This is a genomic window from Nucisporomicrobium flavum, from assembly GCF_016464385.1.
In the GTDB taxonomy this organism is placed as follows: domain Bacteria; phylum Actinomycetota; class Actinomycetes; order Mycobacteriales; family Micromonosporaceae; genus Actinoplanes; species Actinoplanes flavus_A.
In genome coordinates this window covers 252,804-269,789 of the sequence record NZ_JADMLH010000011.1, presented here as the reverse complement: position 1 = coordinate 269,789, position 16,986 = coordinate 252,804, and the positions used below count along the sequence as shown (strand labels likewise).

At 67.2% G+C, this 16,986-nt stretch carries 14 protein-coding genes; 4 read left to right on the top strand and 10 right to left on the bottom strand.

Translation table 11 applies throughout. The annotated features are described in order from the left end of the window. Nucleotides 1–63 precede the first annotated feature (63 nt). Entirely contained in the window at nucleotides 64–435 is a 372-nt protein-coding gene (locus tag IT780_RS25990; protein ID WP_233413496.1) for a hypothetical protein, read from the bottom strand. Continuing rightward, complete coding sequence (locus tag IT780_RS25985) at nucleotides 435–1,454, bottom strand: MinD/ParA family ATP-binding protein (protein WP_199514277.1); 1,020 nt, start codon at nucleotides 1,452–1,454, stop codon at nucleotides 435–437. The genes IT780_RS25990 and IT780_RS25985 overlap by 1 nt, the downstream gene beginning before the upstream one ends. 495 nt (nucleotides 1,455–1,949) lie before the next feature. Between IT780_RS25985 and IT780_RS25980 the strand changes: the two genes are divergently transcribed. Further along, nucleotides 1,950–2,795 (top strand): hypothetical protein, encoded by an 846-nt coding sequence (locus IT780_RS25980; protein ID WP_199514276.1) that lies wholly within the window; start codon nucleotides 1,950–1,952, stop codon nucleotides 2,793–2,795. A gap of 82 nt (nucleotides 2,796–2,877) precedes the next feature. Here the strand turns inward: IT780_RS25980 and IT780_RS25975 are convergent, their stop codons facing one another. From IT780_RS25975 to IT780_RS25965, 3 genes are read right to left on the bottom strand one after another with little or no spacing between them, the layout of a single operon-like run. Then, the gene (locus IT780_RS25975; protein WP_199514275.1) at nucleotides 2,878–4,047 is read right to left on the bottom strand and encodes a histidine decarboxylase; all 1,170 of its coding nucleotides are present in this window, start codon (nucleotides 4,045–4,047) and stop codon (nucleotides 2,878–2,880) included. Continuing rightward, on the bottom strand, nucleotides 4,044–5,309 hold the full coding sequence (locus IT780_RS25970; RefSeq protein WP_199514274.1) for a cytochrome P450: 1,266 nt from the start codon (nucleotides 5,307–5,309) through the stop codon (nucleotides 4,044–4,046). The genes IT780_RS25975 and IT780_RS25970 overlap by 4 nt, the downstream gene beginning before the upstream one ends. Before the next feature lie 44 nt (nucleotides 5,310–5,353). Further along, nucleotides 5,354–6,253, bottom strand: coding sequence for a hypothetical protein (locus IT780_RS25965; RefSeq protein WP_199514273.1), 900 nt, complete (start codon nucleotides 6,251–6,253; stop codon nucleotides 5,354–5,356). Between the two features lie 592 nt (nucleotides 6,254–6,845). Here IT780_RS25965 and IT780_RS25960 point away from each other — a divergent pair. Beyond that, entirely contained in the window at nucleotides 6,846–7,532 is a 687-nt protein-coding gene (locus IT780_RS25960) for a hypothetical protein (RefSeq protein WP_199514272.1), read from the top strand. A 35-nt stretch (nucleotides 7,533–7,567) separates the two neighbouring features. On the opposite strand, the gene IT780_RS25955 is transcribed toward IT780_RS25960, so the two are convergent. Beyond that, nucleotides 7,568–7,867 carry a helix-turn-helix domain-containing protein gene (locus tag IT780_RS25955; protein ID WP_199514271.1) on the bottom strand — a complete coding sequence of 100 codons (300 nt, stop codon included), beginning with the start codon at nucleotides 7,865–7,867 and terminating at the stop codon, nucleotides 7,568–7,570. Nucleotides 7,868–8,033: 166 nt separating this feature from the next. Beyond that, nucleotides 8,034–8,891: an SAM-dependent methyltransferase gene (locus IT780_RS25950; protein WP_199514270.1), complete on the bottom strand. Its 858-nt coding sequence runs from the start codon at nucleotides 8,889–8,891 to the stop codon at nucleotides 8,034–8,036. Between the two features lie 292 nt (nucleotides 8,892–9,183). Here IT780_RS25950 and IT780_RS42135 point away from each other — a divergent pair, with 292 nt between their 5' ends. Both IT780_RS42135 and IT780_RS43230 read left to right on the top strand, forming a co-directional pair. Next, complete coding sequence (locus IT780_RS42135; protein ID WP_307831379.1) at nucleotides 9,184–11,610, top strand: SAM-dependent methyltransferase; 2,427 nt, start codon at nucleotides 9,184–9,186, stop codon at nucleotides 11,608–11,610. A gap of 655 nt (nucleotides 11,611–12,265) precedes the next feature. Then, nucleotides 12,266–14,593, top strand: coding sequence for a LuxR C-terminal-related transcriptional regulator (locus tag IT780_RS43230; RefSeq protein WP_199514269.1), 2,328 nt, complete (start codon nucleotides 12,266–12,268; stop codon nucleotides 14,591–14,593). Nucleotides 14,594–14,784: 191 nt separating this feature from the next. On the opposite strand, the gene IT780_RS25930 is transcribed toward IT780_RS43230, so the two are convergent. The 3 genes from IT780_RS25930 to IT780_RS25920 form a co-directional block, all read right to left on the bottom strand. After that, nucleotides 14,785–15,651 (bottom strand): hypothetical protein, encoded by an 867-nt coding sequence (locus tag IT780_RS25930; protein ID WP_199514268.1) that lies wholly within the window; start codon nucleotides 15,649–15,651, stop codon nucleotides 14,785–14,787. 449 nt (nucleotides 15,652–16,100) lie between these two features. After that, entirely contained in the window at nucleotides 16,101–16,373 is a 273-nt protein-coding gene (locus IT780_RS25925; protein ID WP_199514267.1) for a helix-turn-helix domain-containing protein, read from the bottom strand. A 283-nt stretch (nucleotides 16,374–16,656) separates the two neighbouring features. Beyond that, the gene (locus tag IT780_RS25920; protein ID WP_199514266.1) at nucleotides 16,657–16,920 is read right to left on the bottom strand and encodes a hypothetical protein; all 264 of its coding nucleotides are present in this window, start codon (nucleotides 16,918–16,920) and stop codon (nucleotides 16,657–16,659) included. Between the last annotated feature and the right edge of the window lie 66 nt (nucleotides 16,921–16,986).

The window sequence follows — 16,986 nt, the reverse complement described above, 5'->3', positions numbered from 1 at the left end:
CGTGACCAGATGAGCCTGTGGCCACCGCCAATTGACGCCGTGGTTGAAGTCGGCATCACGGCGTCACAGCACCAGCAGACCGGCGACGATGGCGGTGGAAGACCCGACGATGATCGCCACGAGGCCGTTGCGCCACATCATGCTCTTGCCGCGATCGGAGACAATGTGGGCACCGAAAATCGGGCCGACACCGAAAGCGATAGCTCCGGCGACCAAGCCGCAGAAGGCGGCCACGATCCCGAGCCACATCACTGACCTCATGATCGTGTAGAAAATGTCCGACTTCGGGATTTCCGAGCCGTCCGGACGAACCTTGGTCCAGTCGAACCCGCCAGGGCCTTTCGTCGGCGTCGGCGTCGGCCCGGGTGCCGCCAACGTGTGCTGGGCTGCGGCGGGAAGCCGCACGGCGAGCCAGGCAGTCAGCGTGAAGATCATCAGGCGCGCTCCTTTCGGGCGGCGATGGGTAAGGCGACCCGGGGATCGGCGCACCGCCCGATGACGGCGTCGGCCAGTTGCACCAGCGCGGTCCGCGTCTGCCTCTTGAGGCGGCGCGCGTCGACCGGCTCCGGCCGGGCGAGTTGAGGGTCGTAGGGGATCGAGACGACGTCCGGCACGACCGTGGCTGCTTGCCGCATGACGGCGCGCACCGTGCGGTCGGTGGTCGGAGAGGCGGCGATGACGGCCAGCACTGCTTGGTCGACGACGGCGCCGTTTCCAGCCGCGCGGAGGTGGGTGAGAAGCCGCATCGCGTGCTGCAGGCTGTCGGTAGTTGCTCGCGCGACCAGCACCGGCGCGTACGCGGCAGCCAGGGTGCGCCATACGCCGGCGATCAGGGCGGGCATGACATCGCAGATCGTGAGCGGGTAGAGCCGACGCACCGCCTCGACGACCGCGGCGGCTTCATCGTGGCGTGGCGGGCGCCGGCCCTTCCCTTCGGTTTCCCCCACCAGAGCCAGGAGCCCCGAGGGGCTGCGCTGGGTCCACCGCTCGACCTCGTGGCGGCCGGTCAGGGTATGCAGGTCGCGAACCGCATCCCACATAGTCCCGGCGTTAGTCCTGCCGATGCGTTCGCCGAGGCCACCCCAAGGCACGGGGTGCATGTCGACGGCGACGACCGGTCCAGGAACAGCAAGAGCAAGCAAGTCGCCGAGCGCGGCGACGAGGGTGGAGCGGCCGACTCCACCGTCGGCGGACGAAACCGCGATCATCGCAGCGGGACGAAGGGCGGCGGCTCGTAGCCATGCCCGTTCCGCGATGTGTGCGGGCCCGAATTCGCTGGGCACTGCACGCGCTCGCACGACCAGCGGCTGGTTCACCGCCCGCTCGCAGCCGCGCTGGTCAGCGGCGACCGGATAGGCCGCCCGCTCCGTGCCGCCATGCAGCGACGCGGAACGCCCAGCAGCCACCTTCCCATCAGCGGACGACGCATCCGGCGCAGCAATCGAGAGCACCATTCATCCCCTCGGATTTGGTTCGAGTGTCGTCACGTTGTTTGCTGACCACGTGCGATTGATGGGGGCAATCGCACGTGGTCAGCGAGAGTCGGCCGATAAGTGCCGGCCGTTGACCCGAGCAGAGCGGGGAATCCGCCCGATACGTTCATCGGCGCATCGGTGAATCGCTACTCGAGGCGACGATCGACGTCCCTCGTACGAATATCCATCGCTCGTCGCCCGATCGCCGAACATTTCCTAGGGATGCCGGTCGGTCACGCCGTCCACTCTGCCTTCGCGGCAATGGCGATGGCAGTTGTCCGACGCTGTCCAGCGCTGTCCTTCACTAACCCGCATTACGCCTTCGGTGGATTGCCGGGACGTCGTCGCCTGCTGATCGCGGCGTCGCAGCGCCGGCGATGGCCGGACGATGGGAGCTGGGCTGGCGGGTGGCGCACTGCCGGCACAGTGGCGGTAGCGTTGGATCGGCTTGCCGCTGACGGTTAATCTCGGCCGGTGGCCTTCTGGCGGCGCGGTAAAGCGTCTCCCCCCGTCGAAGCGCGGCTGCGCCGCCGCGTCGAGGACTGTGTAGACCGCCGTAGTGCCGACGCAGCACTTGAGAGCGCGGCGCTCGCAGATACATGGCAGGCACTCGATGCGATGCTGCATGAGCGCCGCAAGGGCGCGGCATTGCCAATCGGTGTTCTGGCCGACATCATCGTGGTGCATCGCCTGCGCGCGACGGAGTTGGCGTGCGCGGAAGACGCACACGCGTACGTCGCTCTCGCCGTATGGATGTACGCGGCGAACGGGGGTGTTGTCGCACCTCAGCTACGCCAGGAGGTCGATGAAGCCATCGCGCGTGGCGCGGAGACGGACGAGCCGACCGCTCTGCTGCGCGCGCTGCAAGGGCATGCATCAGCCGTTCGGGCGCAGTGGCTGAAGACACACGACCCAGTACTGGCAGAGACCGTTGTCGCCGTTTTCGTGCGGCTGCTCGAACACACGGCGAACGAAGACTCTGCCTACGCCATGAGGCTGCTCGACCTTGCGGGCGTCACAGCGTCGCGCAGTCGATTCATGCCTTCTGACGCGGCATCTGACCTCGATGACGCCATCGCTTTGGCCGAAAGAGCTCTCCGCCATCCGCGGATTACCGGACCGGCTATTCGGCGGGCTCACAAGCTGCTCGGGCCGCTGCTCGTCACACGCCTCGAACGCGACGGTGCGCGCGCCGACTTCGACCGTGCAGATAAGTCATTCAGCGCTCTCGTTGATCTTGCTGTTGATGAACAAGAACGAGAACAGTGTCACCGCGATCTGATCGTCCTGCATGAGCAGTACGCACAGTGGGGTAGGTAAGAAGTCGCAGCGATAAGATCGCCTTGAGCCATTACAGTGTTTCCGCGCCCTCGCAGCACGCAACTAACAACGACTGAGGACCCTAATCTGGGTCGCTGGCGTATGCGGCGAGCGTGTCGACGAGGTGGTCGATGTGCGACGTCTCAACGCCGGGCATGCAGATGACGTGGGACCAGTCGCCTTCAGTTGGCAAAGGCCAGGTGGCCGCCATGTCGGCTGGAAGCGGCCTGAGCAGCACGGTGAAGGACAACGGATTGCGCCACGCCGGCCATCCGACGTGGTGCAGACGTTCGACGGCGTAGGCGGCGACCTCGCGGGCGCGACGGGCACGGTCGGCATGCCCGGCTGCGCCGAGGGACGTGGTCGCATGCCACAACATCGCTGTGGCGAGGCCGCTGCGGGACCCGCTGATGGTGGTGTCGCAGGTGGCAAGGTAGGGCACGGTGGGGCTGAACTCTTCGGGCTTACGGCGGTTCAGGACGATCCCGCAGACCACCGGGGTCCCGAAGAACTTATGGCCGGACACGCTGATGCTGTCGGCGCCGTCGGCCAGATCGAACGCAGGCCGGCTGGTAGTGGTCGCGAGCGGGACACCGGCGAGGGCGCCATCGCTGTGGACATGGCGGTGCCGGATACCGGCGACGTCCAGCGCGTTGTGGACGTGGGTGACGTCGTCGACGGCCTCGGTCATGGTGGTGCCGATGGTGGCCACGACGATCGCCGGTCGGCTGCGGTGCCGCGCGGCTTTGCGGGTCAGGTCGGAGTAGTCCATCTGGCCGGTGGCCGTCGTGGTGACTTCGACGGCGGGCAGGCCGAGGAGGTGGCATGCTTTAGGAACGCTGTAGTGCGCTGCCGTGGAGTGGTAGACGACAGAGTTCGACAGCCTCGTTCGTCCTAGCCAAAGGCCGTAGAGATTACCTTCGGTGCCGCCGCTGGTGACGTACCCGCTCCAGCCGGACGGGGCGCGAAAGAGGTCGGCCATGAAGTCGAGTACCTCGCGTTCAAGGTCGTGTACGTGCCCGGTATGCAGCGGGTCGGTGTTCGGGTCGCCGACGTTGTTGAGCAGCCGGCCCCATAGTGGCGCGAGCGGCCGGTAGTCAATGTCGCGGGCGGCGGGAAAGCCGATGGTGGTGAGCTCCGCTGCAAGGATGCGCTCGAGGATTGCCTGCAGGCGGCCGTCGATCGCCGATCCCGCGCCGGCCGTTGCACATGTTCTCGGTGGTTGAACAGCGACAGTGCGCCGGGCACTCACCGCGGCCGCCCGGCAGTCCCGGCAACGGGGCATCGCCTAGCGTCGCGGCGCCGCACCGGTAATGACGTGTGCTGGCGCAGCGCGACGCTGGGACGGAACTGTCGCTGGTACCCGGCAGCGAGTGAGAGGTTCGGCATACGGCGAGCGAGGGTTCGTAGCGCGGTGGCCAGCTCGAGGCGGGCGAGGGCGGCACCGATGCAGTAATGCGGCCCTGCCCCGAAGGCCAGGTGCTGACCGGCACGGGTGCGCAGCGGGTCGAACACGTACGGCTGGTCGTAAACGGCGGGGTCGTGATTGGCGGCGCCGATGAGCACGAGGCAGCGGCTTCCCGCGGGAATCGTGACCCCATCGAGGGTGACCTCGGTGGTGCTCTGGCGCAGCCAGCCGTCGATAGGAGGGCTGTGCCGCAGTGTCTCCTCGACGTGCAGGCTCAGGGAGTGCTCGTCGTCGGCCAGCCGAGCCCAGCGGTCGGGGTCGGTGAGGGCTTGGTCCAGGGCGTGGCCGAGGGCTCCGGCGGTGGTCTGCCAGCCGGCGCCGACGATGTTGAGGGCCAGCGCGGCGACCTCGGCGACGGTGAGGTTCGCGTCGTCGTGGTTGCGGTAGCGCAGCAAGTCGCCGATCAGCCCGCAGCCGTAGTCGCCGCTTTCGGCACGGGCCGTGACCGCGTCGGCGCAGTACCGCCACAGAGCGACACTGGAGTGCGCATACGCGAACTGAGCGTGCGGGGTCGGGTTGCCCCACACGAGTCGGGCGAAGTCGTCGGTCCAGGCGCGCACATCGGTGGCGTCGGTGATGGGCATACCCAGGACGTCGAGGATGACGGACAGCGGCAGATGCACGGCGAAGTGCATCAGGTCTGCGGTGCTCTGCTGTTCGAGGTCGGTGGCCAGGTGGTCGACGCGGGTCTGGACGAGCGCACCCCACTGCTGCTGCGCGCGGACGGCTGTGGTGGGAAAAAGTGCCCGCAGGATCGCGCGGGTGCGCAGGTGGTGCGGCCGGTCCGCGGTGACGGCCACAGGAGGGGCGTCGAGGGCGGCCAGGACCGCGTCGGCTGCGGCGCTGACCGGCGTGACCGGGGCGAGGGTGGTGGCGTTGCTGAAGTTCGTGGTGTCCGACAGGACGGTACGGACGTTGTCGTGTCCGGCGATGAGCCAGATACCGAGCTCCGGGTCGTAGCTCACCGGTGCTGCGGTGGCCAGCATGCGCCGCCAGGTGGCGGCAGGGTCGCGGTTGTAGGGCTCGCTGAACGGATCGAGTCGCATGGGTGCTCCATAGTTCGTGTGGTGGACTTGGACTGCCAGGGCAGTCAGCGGGTGTCGATGTGCACGAGGGGGCCGGGTGTGACGGCGGCGAGTGCGGCCATCGCGGCGTCGGGCACCCCGATGCCGACACCGTTGTGCAATTCGGCGCCTAACGTGCGCTGCCGGCTGATGGTCAGCAGTCCCGGCTGGTCCGCCCAGGCATGGGCGGCCAGGCGCAGCAATATCGGGTGGGTGTCGGGTGTGCGCCGCACGACAGCGAGCACGAATGTGCGGCCTGCGGCGCACGCGACGCTGGGCGTCGTGGTGATCTCCCAGGTCCCTACTGGGCGCCCTTCCTGCAGCAGCTGTAGTCGAGCTCTACCCAGGTGAAGGCGGATCTCATGACGGCTGACTTCGCGCGTGACGCGGGCCGCGTCCAGCCAGCCGCAGGCGCCATGGGGGCGTGTCGGCAGCAGTACGCGTAGCCAGCCGGGCTGCAGCTCGATGACGGGCAGCCAGGTGTCGCCGCTCGTCTGCGTAGGCCTGATCAGGGCGAAAGGGCGTCCTGTGTTGTCGAACAGCGGCAGCACAATGCGCGGATGGACCGCCACGCAGGTTCCCGGGTCGCCGGGGTGCGCGTCGATCGGCGCTCCGGGCAGTATTTCCTGCACGTCGGCGTACGGCAGGTCGGCGACGGGCGCGGCGGTGAGGAACCGCAGCGGGACCGGGCGCCCGCGGGTACCACGGACAGGTGACGCGTCGTCGCTGCGCCGGCCGGTGACCGCCGACGAAGTGCCCGGTTCAGCCGCCGACCCGGTCACTGCAGCGGGGCCGTGACCCTCCGGGTTGCAGTCAGCCGACATCGGCCGGGAACGTGCGTGATGGTTGTCGGGGGTGGACACCGCAGCGGCGTAGGAACGTAGCTGCCCTTCGTGCGGGTTGCGCAAGGCCAGAGTGACAACCATGGTGGCGGCGCCTGAGGTCGGTGACTCGATGGTCGGGGCGTGCCGACGACGCCGCGGCCGCAGCCGGGGCAGTGGCGGCGGCGGTCGGCGCTGCAGCCAGCAGGCACGTCGTGAGATAGCGCAGGTCATGAGCAGGCAACCTCTCGCAGGACACAGCGCCGCGACGCAGCGGCGCGAGGGTGAAGCGCGGTGGTCACGCAGCAGTGCCGGGCACTGACGCCTCTGCACGTCGGCACGCCAGTACGAGAAGACGTCGAACAAGGAGGCTGCGGCGGCGCTGGGGTAGCCGGGCCACGGTCGAGGCCGTGATCGGCTCGCGGTCCGGGCGGGCTCGGAGGACGTGTGCCTCGGCACGCGATCCAGGGCAAGAAGCGGCGCTGAATCGCTGAGCGTCTACAGTTTCGGAAACGTCATCCACGGGTTCGACCCTCGGCGAGATACCTTCAGCGAGGTAGCTGTCTGGGGCTGTCCGGGGTTGTCTCCTACGCCGTCTTGAGGGGCGGTGCACAGCCAGATAGGCAGCCAACAACCGAATGGATGTCACCACGGGGCGCAGACAAGGGCGTAGCCGACTGACAGGAGACGAGCGCGCATGGGTGTGACAACGCAGCAGCTGTTGCAGCCTCACATGGGCGTGCGCCTGCCAGCGGACGTACGCCGAACACTCATCGCGATGGGAACGGCGTGCAACCAGTCCGCTGCTTACCTGCAGTGGGTCGCGGCCCAAGCCATGCAGGTCGAATCGCTCATGGAAGCGCAACGCGCCGCCGAGTGCGCGGACACGCCGGCGCTGCACGCATTCACGGACCTGCAGCACCTCGCTGACCAGCACTACGAGCAAGCCATCGTGGTGCTGGCCCGCTCCGCGACGATCTACGCCGTTTACGCCAGCCAGGTCGCCCAAGCCGTAGCCGCCGATCAGACGCCCCCGCCACCGGGATCCACGGTCATTCGCCCGTCCGATGTGATCGCGGCCTGGGGACACTACCTGCCCGAGGTTCGCTTCACCGGCGACGGCGACGGCGACCGGGTCGCTCAAGAGCAGAACGAGGCCGTGGCACACGCTCGGAAGCACCTCAAGGAACTCATCACCTACCGCCTGCAAGGCGAGTCAGTCACGGCATACGACGACATCGCTACCGTCACCGATGACGGTGGCGTCAACCGGCAGGTCGAATTCGCCGACACGTTGCACGTCTACGCCGGTGTTCTCGTCTGGGCGCTTGCCGTCTTCAGCGGAACAGAGCCGGACCGCGCTGACACTCGCCGCAATCGCTGAAAGCCGCTCAGCAAGTCGCCGAAAAGACTGGGCAACTAGAACACGAAGTCAGGATCGACCGGCAGCTGCAGGCTTCCCACTTCCACCTCAAGCGCCGCAGCCAGTAGATGCAAGTTGTACTGATTGGGGCGCTTGCGATCGTTCTCCCACTTGCTCAGCATGATGAGCAATGACGCGACCTCCGCAGCGCCGCGGTGGGCATTGCCCACCGCACGCATACGGTGGGCCAGCTGCAGTTGAGACCATTGCTTGGCCAGGCGGGCCCGGCGAAGACGGCGTCCGAAGGTGAAGTGCTCCGCCGAAGCGTCGCCTGACGCCGGCTCCGCCGGTTCCATCGCCGCTTCGACCCCCTCCGCCCGCGACGCCGAAGCGGGTCTGCCCGGCAGTCTCGGCCGACTGTCACCTGCCGCCGCCGTTCGCTGCATCCCAGTGACAAGCACGTCATCCCCCATGGTTGCTGCCCTTCGTCGTGTCAGTCGTCAGCCGCCGGGCATGGTCTGATCACGCAGACGGTCGGGTCGCCGCCCACCAGCCGACCGTGAACACTCCAGCCTCGCGGGCGGCGTCGAGCGCGCATTTGCCTTTGCGGAACAGATCGCTGTAAGTGAGCCAGGCCTCCCGGTCCTGCGCCGGCGTGGATCCCCAGCACGGACGGCCGGCGAACTCGTCCTCGGCGTGCGTGACGGTGAAGCCGGCGTCGGCCATCATGTCGGCGTACGAGTCGAGCGTTCCGAGGCCGGCGAGACGGATGTGCTCGCACACCGGGCGGATGAAGTGATCGATCTGTTCGGGCGTCTGGTGGTCGCCGTAGGCGCGCTGCAGCCAGTCCAAACCAACCAGCCGGCCGCCGGGCTTCAAGAGGCGGAAGACGGCGCGGAAGAAGGCTGGTTTGTCGCTCAGGTGGCAGACTGATTCGAGGAAGACGACAGCGTCGAAGCTGCCGTCAGGCCAGGCCAGCAAGGTGCGGTAGTCCAGGTCGCCCACCGTCACGAAGCTGGTCTGCCGGCTCAGTCCCCGCTCGTGCGCGAGCGCGCGGGCGTGCTCGTTGAGGGTCTCGGTGTTGGAGACACCGACAAACGTGGCTCCGGTTGCGCGGGCCATTTCGCAGGTGGCGCCACCGAGTCCGCTGCCGAAGTCCAGTACTCGCTCGCCCGCGGCGACGCCCGCGAGCGCCATGAGGCGCCGTTGCATGGCCAGCGCCGCGTCACGTGGTGATCCGCCCGCTTGTTCCACCGCGGCGTCGCCGTGATGCCAGACGTCGCCCATGAGAGTCAGGTATGCCCGTCCGGCGCCCTCTCCTCCGGGGCTGTCGTCGTAGAACGCCCGCACTGCTCGCTCGTGGGTGATGGCCGCTGTCATCCTGCTTCCCCCTGATCGGTGTACCGGATTGCGGACAAGGCCGTGACGCCTGTAGTTCGGCACGGGCCTTTCCGAAAGGAAGTGTCGTGAAGATGCGGCGGAAGTCGCATCGGATCTTCTACGTAGGACCGTCTTGCTCGTCTACGTAGCTGCGCAGCGATGCATCGTGCATGGACAAACTTCGCTGCCAACGCCCGGGTTGACGGCTACGACGCATCGACAAGCGTGGTACTCGGCCCTACGCAAAATGTGAGAAACTCTGTCCGTCAGCACCGACGGGGAGGAACACGGCGTGGGTACGCCCGGCTCAGCAGGATCGTCGCCAGATGTACTCGACGAGATCGCCATCCAGCCCTGGCATCGGCCCATCTTGGACCTGCTGGCGACGGGACCCCAGCAGTACGTCGACATCAAGGCGTTCCTGATGGGTCTCACCGAGCCCGAACCGCCGCGGGGCGAGGGCCAGGTGAACCGGGCATTACGGCAGATGCGCGAGCTCGACCTGATCAAGAAAGACGGACCTGGCAAGCAAGCCCCGTGGGTACTCACCACAACCGGCCAGCAGGCCAAACAGGACCGCGACTACTTCGATCACCTGTGGGCCTTACGCGGCAACGTCGATGAGGGCGCAGCATCCGCAGACACAAACGCCCAGCCCGCCGCGCGGCGCGCACACGATCAGTCGATCCGGCGCCAGATCGCCGACCACCTGCGAGGGCTGAACCCTTCGGTGGCACATCCAGCGCGCCGCTACGACTACTGGCTGGGCGGGAAGGACAACTTCGCGGCCGACCGCGCATCCGGCGACGCGCTGGAGAAGCTCTATCCGGGTGTCCGCGTCGGCGTGCGCGCGAACCGGGATCTGTTACGCCGCGTCGTGCGATACCTCGTCGAGCAGGGTGTGCGGCAGTTCCTCGACATCGGCACGGGCCTGCCCACCGCTGGCAACGTTCATCACGTCGCCCAAGCGGCAGCACCGGAGAGCCGCGTCGTCTATGTCGACAACGACCCGCTGGTGGCCAACCATGCACGTGCTCTGCTGACCAGCACCCCGCAGGGCAAGACGGCGTATATCGACGCGGACTTGCGCAAGCCGGCCAAAATCCTCGCGCATCCGGTGCTGCGCGAGACCCTTGATCTGACCGAGCCGGTGGCTCTGCTGCTCTTCGGAGTGCTGCATTTCATCGACGGAGAGGGTTCTGGCCAGCCCTTGGTCGACGAACTCATAGAGGCTTTGGCGCCGGGTAGCTTCATGGCCGTCACTCATGTGACCGACGACTTCTCGCCCGCCCACGTTGTAGCCGAGCACGAGCGGATGCGCCGCGAGGGCAAGAGTGACTTCTGGATGCGTGACCGCGACGAAATCGCGGCGCTCTTCGAGAATCTTCAGTTGGTGGAGCCCGGTGTCGTGCCCACCACACGATGGCGACCGGAGCCCGACTCCCCCGACCCGGAACTGTATGAAGTCAACGCATGGGCAGCAGTCGGGCGCAAGACATACCGCAAGGCCGAGAAGATCCTCACACTGCTCATCAAGAACCCTTGGTACGAGCACATCTTGCGAGCTCTTGCCGATGCGCCGCTGAGGTACGCAGACCTCCGGCCCACGATCACCGTGCAAGCAGGCAGCGCCCCGGGCGAAGGCCAGCTCAACACAATGCTGCGCAAACTCACTGATCTTGGGCTGATCGAGAAGGAAGGTCCTCCCGGCCGCTCATGGAGCTGCACGACCGTGGGCCACGCCGCCAGGTTGGATCGCGAGTCCTATCGGCGTCTCAGCCGGTACGGGGCCGCCCCGGAACCGGACATCGGAACCAAGGCCGATGATGCTTCGCCAATACGAGCTGACCCTCGGGAGGCAGACGTTCCTCAGATCGGCCTCGCGGCAATCGAGCGCCTGTCCGCCGATGACTTCACAGCGCGCCTCGCCGCCATCCAGCCCTGGGTCGCTCACCCTGCACGGCGGTACAACTTCTGGCTCGGCGGCAAGGACAACTTCGCCGCCGACCGCGAATCGGCCGCTGAGTTCGAGCGCCTGGAACCCGACATCCGCAAGGGCGTGGTCGAGAACCGGGACGTGCTGCGCCGAATGGTTCACTACTTGGCCGCTGAGCGGGGTGTACGGCAGTTCCTCGACATCGGCGCAGGGCTACCTACAGAGGACAACGTCCATGAGGTGGCCCAGGCTGTTGCGCCGGACAGCCGGGTCGTCTATGTCGACAACGATCTGCTGGTGGCCAACCACGCTCGCGCCCTCTTGACGAGCTCGCAGCAAGGCCGGACCGCCTACCTTCACGCTGACCTGCACGAGCCGGCCAGTATTTTGCGCAGTGCACAGCTGCTGGAGACGCTCGACTTGAACCAGCCGGTCGGTCTGATTCTGGTCGCGGTGCTGCATTTCATCGATGGCCCGGGGGCCGCGCAGCCGTTGGTCCAGGAGCTTATGGACGCCCTGGCACCAGGCAGCTTCCTGGCAGTCACACATGCTACGGGCGACTTCCTCACGCCAGAGGTCGCCGCTGAGGTCGAACGGATGCGCCGTGAGGGCCGCAGCGACTTCTGGCTACGTGACAAAGACGAAGTCGTTGCCTTGTTCGACGGCCTCGAGGTCGTTGAGCCGGGGATAGTGCCGAACAGTCAATGGCGGCCGCGCCCACATACTCCAGACCTGCCGCTCCGAGTCGTTGGCGCCTGGGCCGGACTTGGGCACAAGAGGTAACGGCCGACCTCGCCACCGAGCAACAGGTCTGCCCTTTAGCGGACCACAACGCCTACCTGCAGCGATTCCCTTGAGGACCTGGCTGTCACAGCCGGCCATCCATCACCGACCCTGGCCCGACCAGAGGCCTAACGCGTGTCCCGCCCGCCGTTGCGCCTCGTCACTCGACGGCCAATTCAACCGACCATTGCTGTGTGCCCCCGGAAGCCTGCGCATGTCATCGAGCGCCGCGTGACTGTAGAACCGGTCACACCTTCCAAGTGACGCTTTTTAGGAAACGATCTACTCAGAGCGCAATCCGGGCGCCGTAGCACAATCTACTGTCATGCGGTAAAAACGAATCCGGCTCAGAAATCGTGCATGTCGGCCGTGCCGCTCTTGCTGTGGAAGGCGCACGCCGCCGCGCACCACGGCCGGAGACAGCCACTGAATCGCGCGGGGGAACATTTGCAGTGCAAGACCTCGCCGGCGTACTCGCTCCCCGGCGCCACTCCCCCAAAACTGGTGGCTGCGCCGCTTCCATCAGCGCGGTGGACCGCAGCAGCACCAACGACCGCGACAACGACTAGCGCAGGGACACCCTGTTCTCTCAGGGCCACCGGAGCGTCCGTCGTAGAAGCAATTAGGTCCGCAACACAACAATCCGGGAGGTGTCGTGGGCAACGATGCACAGAACGGTCAGCCGGTCCCCTGTGGCAACCTGCCGCTGGATATCGCCGTCTTCATCGGTCGCGACGAAACCCTAGCCGCTGCGGAGCAACTGCTGCGCAGGGAGCGGCTCCTGACGCTCACCGGCCCGGGCGGCGTCGGCAAAACACGCCTCGCCCAGCGCATCGCCGTCCGCCTGCGCACACTGTTTCCCGACGGCGCCTGGTTCATCGATGTCGGCGAGCTCGACGGCCATGACGACGGATTCCCCGAACGGCTTTACACCCACGTAGCGCTCGCGCTGGGTTTGCGACAGCATGGTCCGGCAACACTGCACGTCCTACGCGAGCGCCTGCACAACCGACGAGCTCTACTGATTGTCGACGGCTGTGAACACCTGCTCGCTCAAACCCGCGAGCTTGTCAGCGACCTGCTGCAGGCGACACCCCACCTACGCGTCATAGCCACCTCCCGCCAGCCGCTCGCGATCGCCGGCGAACACACCATGCCGGTACCGCCGCTGCCGAACCGCGACGCGGTCCAGTTGTTCACCGAGCTCGCCACCGCCGCCGGATCACCACCGGCGGCCCTGGCCGACACCGACGCCATCCAGCGCCTGTGCCGCCAGCTCGATGGACTGCCACTCGCGATACGCCTGGCCGCGGGTCGCGCTCGTACCTTGTCCGTGCACGACCTGATCGACCGCCTCGACGACCGGTTCCGGCTGCTCACGGCTCCATCCCTCGGGACCGATGAACGCCACTCCACGCTTGGGCGCGTCGTAGACCTCTCCTACGACCTGTGCACGCCGCAGGAACAACGGGTATGGGCCCGCACCTCCGTCTTCGTCGGCACCTTCGACCTGGTCGCCGCCGAAGCCGTCGCCAGCGGCAACGACCTCGCCACGATCGTCGACCTCATCGCCGGACTGGTCGACAAGTCCGTACTCACCGTCGACACCACCTCCAGCCCCGCCCGGTACGCGATGCTGCACACCCTGCGCGCGTACGGCCGGCAACGACTGGCCGACTTAGGCGACACCAGCGCCGTACAAGCCCGTCACCGCCGCTACTACCGCCGCTGGCTCGAACACGCAGTCGCGACCTGGCTCGGACCCAGCGAACTCGACACACTGACCGCCGTACGACGCGAGCTGAGCGAAATCTCCAACGCCATCGACCACAGCATCGCCGACGGCGACCACACCACCGCGCGAGCACTCAGCCGCGACCTCACACGCTCCCGCGCTCCGTTCTTCTGGGGCTTCATGGGCCTCGCCTTCAACCATCTCAACCGCGCCATCAGCGCCTCCAATCCCCACCCCAGCGGGCCCGAAGAGGCCGCCGACCTGGCCGCCACCGCTGCGGCAGCAGCCTGGATCGCCTCCACCCAAGGCCGCCACGAAACGGCCCATGCCCTGCTGGAAACAGCCGACGTCTGGCTACGCGCCCACCACGAACCAGTCATACCCCCGGTGCTGTTCGCCCGCGGCGCCGGCGACGCCCTGCTCACCGGACGACGAGAAACCATCGGACTGCTCGCCGCCGCCCGCGACCAGTTCGCCAACCCCGCCACCTCCGGCGACCGGCACATGGCGACCATGATGTGGTCCATCGCCAACACCTTCGCCGGCGAACCCGACGCCGCCGAAGACGCCGCCCGCCGATACCTCGACGAAGCCGAACAAGCCAAAGCTCCCTGGGCCCTCTCCTGGGCCCTGTGGGCAACCGCGCTAGCCGCACTACGCTGCGACAACCTCGAACGCGCCACCACCGCGATCAGCCGCTGCCTACAACTGCAACGCGACATGGACGATCAGTGGGGCCAAACCTGGAGCATCGAGCTGGCCGCATGGATCACCGCCGCCCGGCTGCGCGACACACCCGACCCTGAACGCGAGGCCAGACGAGCCGCATGGCTGCTCGGCGCCGCACGAGCCCGCCAGGAGAAGCTGGGCGTGGCGCTATCCAACCTGCGGCCGCTCGCGGAACGCAGGGAGCAGGCTCGGACCCGCATCGCCGATCACCTCGAGGACACCAGCATCGCCAAGGAAGCAGCCGCCGGCAGGCGCTCACACGAACACGCCATCCGCCACGCCCTCAACGAGTCCACCTCACGACACCCACGCAACTCGACAGAGAGCATCGCCACCCCCCGGGAACTCGAGGTCGCCGAGCTCGTCGCCAAGGGGTTGAGCACTGCGGAGATCGCTCGCTGCCTACGGATCAGCCCACGCACCGTGGACACTCACGTCAACAACCTCAACAACCGACTCGGACTTCACAACCGCATCGAACTCACGCGCTGGTACGTCAATAACTCGGCCGGCGACTGAGCCGAAGGCGCTCGAGACTTGTTCGAGGTCAAAGAAGGCGCCGCCGGCGCGCGCACTCAGCCGACCTCGCCACTCGTCAGGAGACCATGCTGGTGACGCCCGACCGAACGCAGCTTCATCTCTGTGGATGAGGGCTCGGGCGACGGCTGCGGCGCGGCTGCGGTCCTGGCCGGGAGTGAGGTGGAGGTCGGTCATGACGCGGCCGGTCGGAGGGGGATGACGGGGGCGAGCGGTGAGTTGGCGGTAATGCCGCGGCGGCAGAGGGCGCATGAGGGTGTGCCGTCGGGTCGCCGGCGGGATGTGAGGCCGTGTTGGCATCGGTCGGCCAGGCGTGGGGTGTCTGGCTCGTCCGAGGTCTCGCGTGCGCGCGGACCAGTAATGGCCGTACAAACATCTCCATCGGTTGGCTCGGTCGTAGTTGTGTCTAGGTCTTGCTCGGTGGCGGGTGCCTGATGCACCCGCAGGTCAGTGCCTGAGGCACCCGCAGGTGCCGGAAAGTCAGTACCTGAGGCACCCGCAGAAGCCACCGAGTCAGCAGGATCTGCGGATGCCTGATGCACCCGCGGCCCGCTGTTGGTCTCGTCGTCTGCGGGTGCGTGAGGCAACCGCAGGTTTTCGGGGTCAGCGGTCGGGTTGGCCTTCTTATAGCGGCCGCGGTTGGCCTGGCGGACCCGGTCAGTTTCGAGATGGTGGCGGGCCGGGGACCACACCTCCAGCTCGTCGGTGAGGCTGGCCGGGATGCTCAGCTGATATTCGTCGGCGCGCCCCGCCGCGGTCCCCGCGCGCACCAAGCTCAGCAGGCCGACGCGCACGAGGTATTGCACGGCGCGTTTGACGGAGCTGTAGTCGCTCTCCAGGTCGACAGCGATGCGCGCGATGCCGGGCCGCACCCGTGAGCCGTCGCTGTCCGCGTAGTCGGCCAGCCGCGCAGCGACGGCTTTGATACGGGCGCCGGCTACGTTGCGGCCAGCGACCTTGACCGTGCCGAACCGCACGCGGGCGAGGACATCGGTCCACTCCCGGACGGTGGCACGTTCCTGGTCGAACAGGTCGCTCAACGGCTTTCTCCTGGTGTAGAGGTGGCTCGGCCCGGTGGTGCAGCCGAGCCAGCAGTCAGCGGGCGGCGTGGAGCTGGGTTGCGACACCCCATCCGCTCAGTCCTCTCGTTCGCTGAGGCGGCGGCGCTCTTCGGCCTTGGGCGGCGTGGGCGGCCGCCAAAACGGCAACCCTGTCGGGATCGTGGATGGCGTGCCTTGAGCAGCCCGTACCGGGACGCACGCGGCTTACGCGGCCACGGCGGCGCGTTGTCCGGGTCCGGGTCGTAGGTGTCCACGACCGGCTTCGCCCGGATCATGTGACGGTCCTGATAGGTCCTCGCCATCGGCTACTTCACCACCAGGCAGCCGAAGTCGCAGAGCTGCGCGCCGCAGCCGCTGCCGCCGCAGAACTGGCAGCCGAGGTCGTCTTCGCCGCGCATTCCGGGCGGCGACCCTCCCCGGTGCACGCCTCACACTCCCGGACGCACGTTCCCGCCCAGTCGACGCTGCTCAACCTCGGCCGGCTGAATCGTGTGATCCCTGAGCAACTTCTGAACCTGTTCAGGCGTGAACTTCCGCTTCCGCGCGAGATGAACGTGCTCGACACGTCCCTCGCGGCATTGATCGGCGAGCCAGCGGGCCGAAACTTGGAGACGCCTTGCCACCTGCTCGACCGAAAAGTACAACTCCTCTCCCCCCATGGCCTCGACCGAGCGAGCGTCCTGTGCGTTCTGGCTGGACATGAGCTACTCCCGGAGTCGACTGGACGCCGGCGTGCCCTAGTGAGGCGACAGACGGATGACCTGACCTGCCAGCTAGGCGTCGGCGGTTGCTTGCAGCAACTGTCGTGCTGGTTCCTGCATTCACCGACGAGCTTTGCTGAGTGAAGTAACTCGCGGGAGGTGAAAGACCCCTGACTGGGGCTGTCCGCCACTGTTCCGCGGCCGCCGCCACGACGCCAGGCGGCAGGCGGCAGGCGGCAGGCGGCAGGCGGCAGGCGGCAGGCGGCAGACCCTTCACTGTCCCTCATCCTTGGCGAAAGCATGCGATGTCAGGGTGGTGGCCTCTGTTGCTGCGGGGAGCCAGATCCGTCACAGCAGCACGTTCCCAGGGCACGCTGGTGATGCCCGACGGCACGGAGAAGACCAGATTCGCCAGGACGTTGACTCCGACGCCGGAGAAGAACAAATCGATGCTGATCAGCGAGGCGAGGTGAAGATCGGTCTCGTTCGGTGCTCGGTGAGCAAGCCGTGGATCGTCGATGATCAGTTGTGGGAGCTTCTCGAGCATCTGCTGCCGCCGTGGCCGGCGAAGGCGCCGGGGCCTCGTCCGGTTCCCGATCCGCAGCGCCTGCAA

What these genes read in the sequence shown, in the direction of transcription:
- IT780_RS25965 (WP_199514273.1), bottom strand. Translation starts at nt 6,253, where the DNA reads ATGGTTGTCACTCTGGCCTTGCGCAACCCGCACGAAGGGCAGCTACGT.
- IT780_RS25970 (WP_199514274.1), bottom strand. Translation starts at nt 5,309, where the DNA reads ATGCGACTCGATCCGTTCAGCGAGCCCTACAACCGCGACCCTGCCGCC.
- IT780_RS25925 (WP_199514267.1), bottom strand. Translation starts at nt 16,373, where the DNA reads ATGTCCAGCCAGAACGCACAGGACGCTCGCTCGGTCGAGGCCATGGGG.
- IT780_RS25950 (WP_199514270.1), bottom strand. Translation starts at nt 8,891, where the DNA reads ATGACAGCGGCCATCACCCACGAGCGAGCAGTGCGGGCGTTCTACGAC.
- IT780_RS25955 (WP_199514271.1), bottom strand. Translation starts at nt 7,867, where the DNA reads ATGGAACCGGCGGAGCCGGCGTCAGGCGACGCTTCGGCGGAGCACTTC.
- IT780_RS25920 (WP_199514266.1), bottom strand. Translation starts at nt 16,920, where the DNA reads ATGCTCGAGAAGCTCCCACAACTGATCATCGACGATCCACGGCTTGCT.
- IT780_RS25985 (WP_199514277.1), bottom strand. Translation starts at nt 1,454, where the DNA reads ATGGTGCTCTCGATTGCTGCGCCGGATGCGTCGTCCGCTGATGGGAAG.
- IT780_RS25960 (WP_199514272.1), top strand. Translation starts at nt 6,846, where the DNA reads ATGGGTGTGACAACGCAGCAGCTGTTGCAGCCTCACATGGGCGTGCGC.
- IT780_RS25990 (WP_233413496.1), bottom strand. Translation starts at nt 435, where the DNA reads ATGATCTTCACGCTGACTGCCTGGCTCGCCGTGCGGCTTCCCGCCGCA.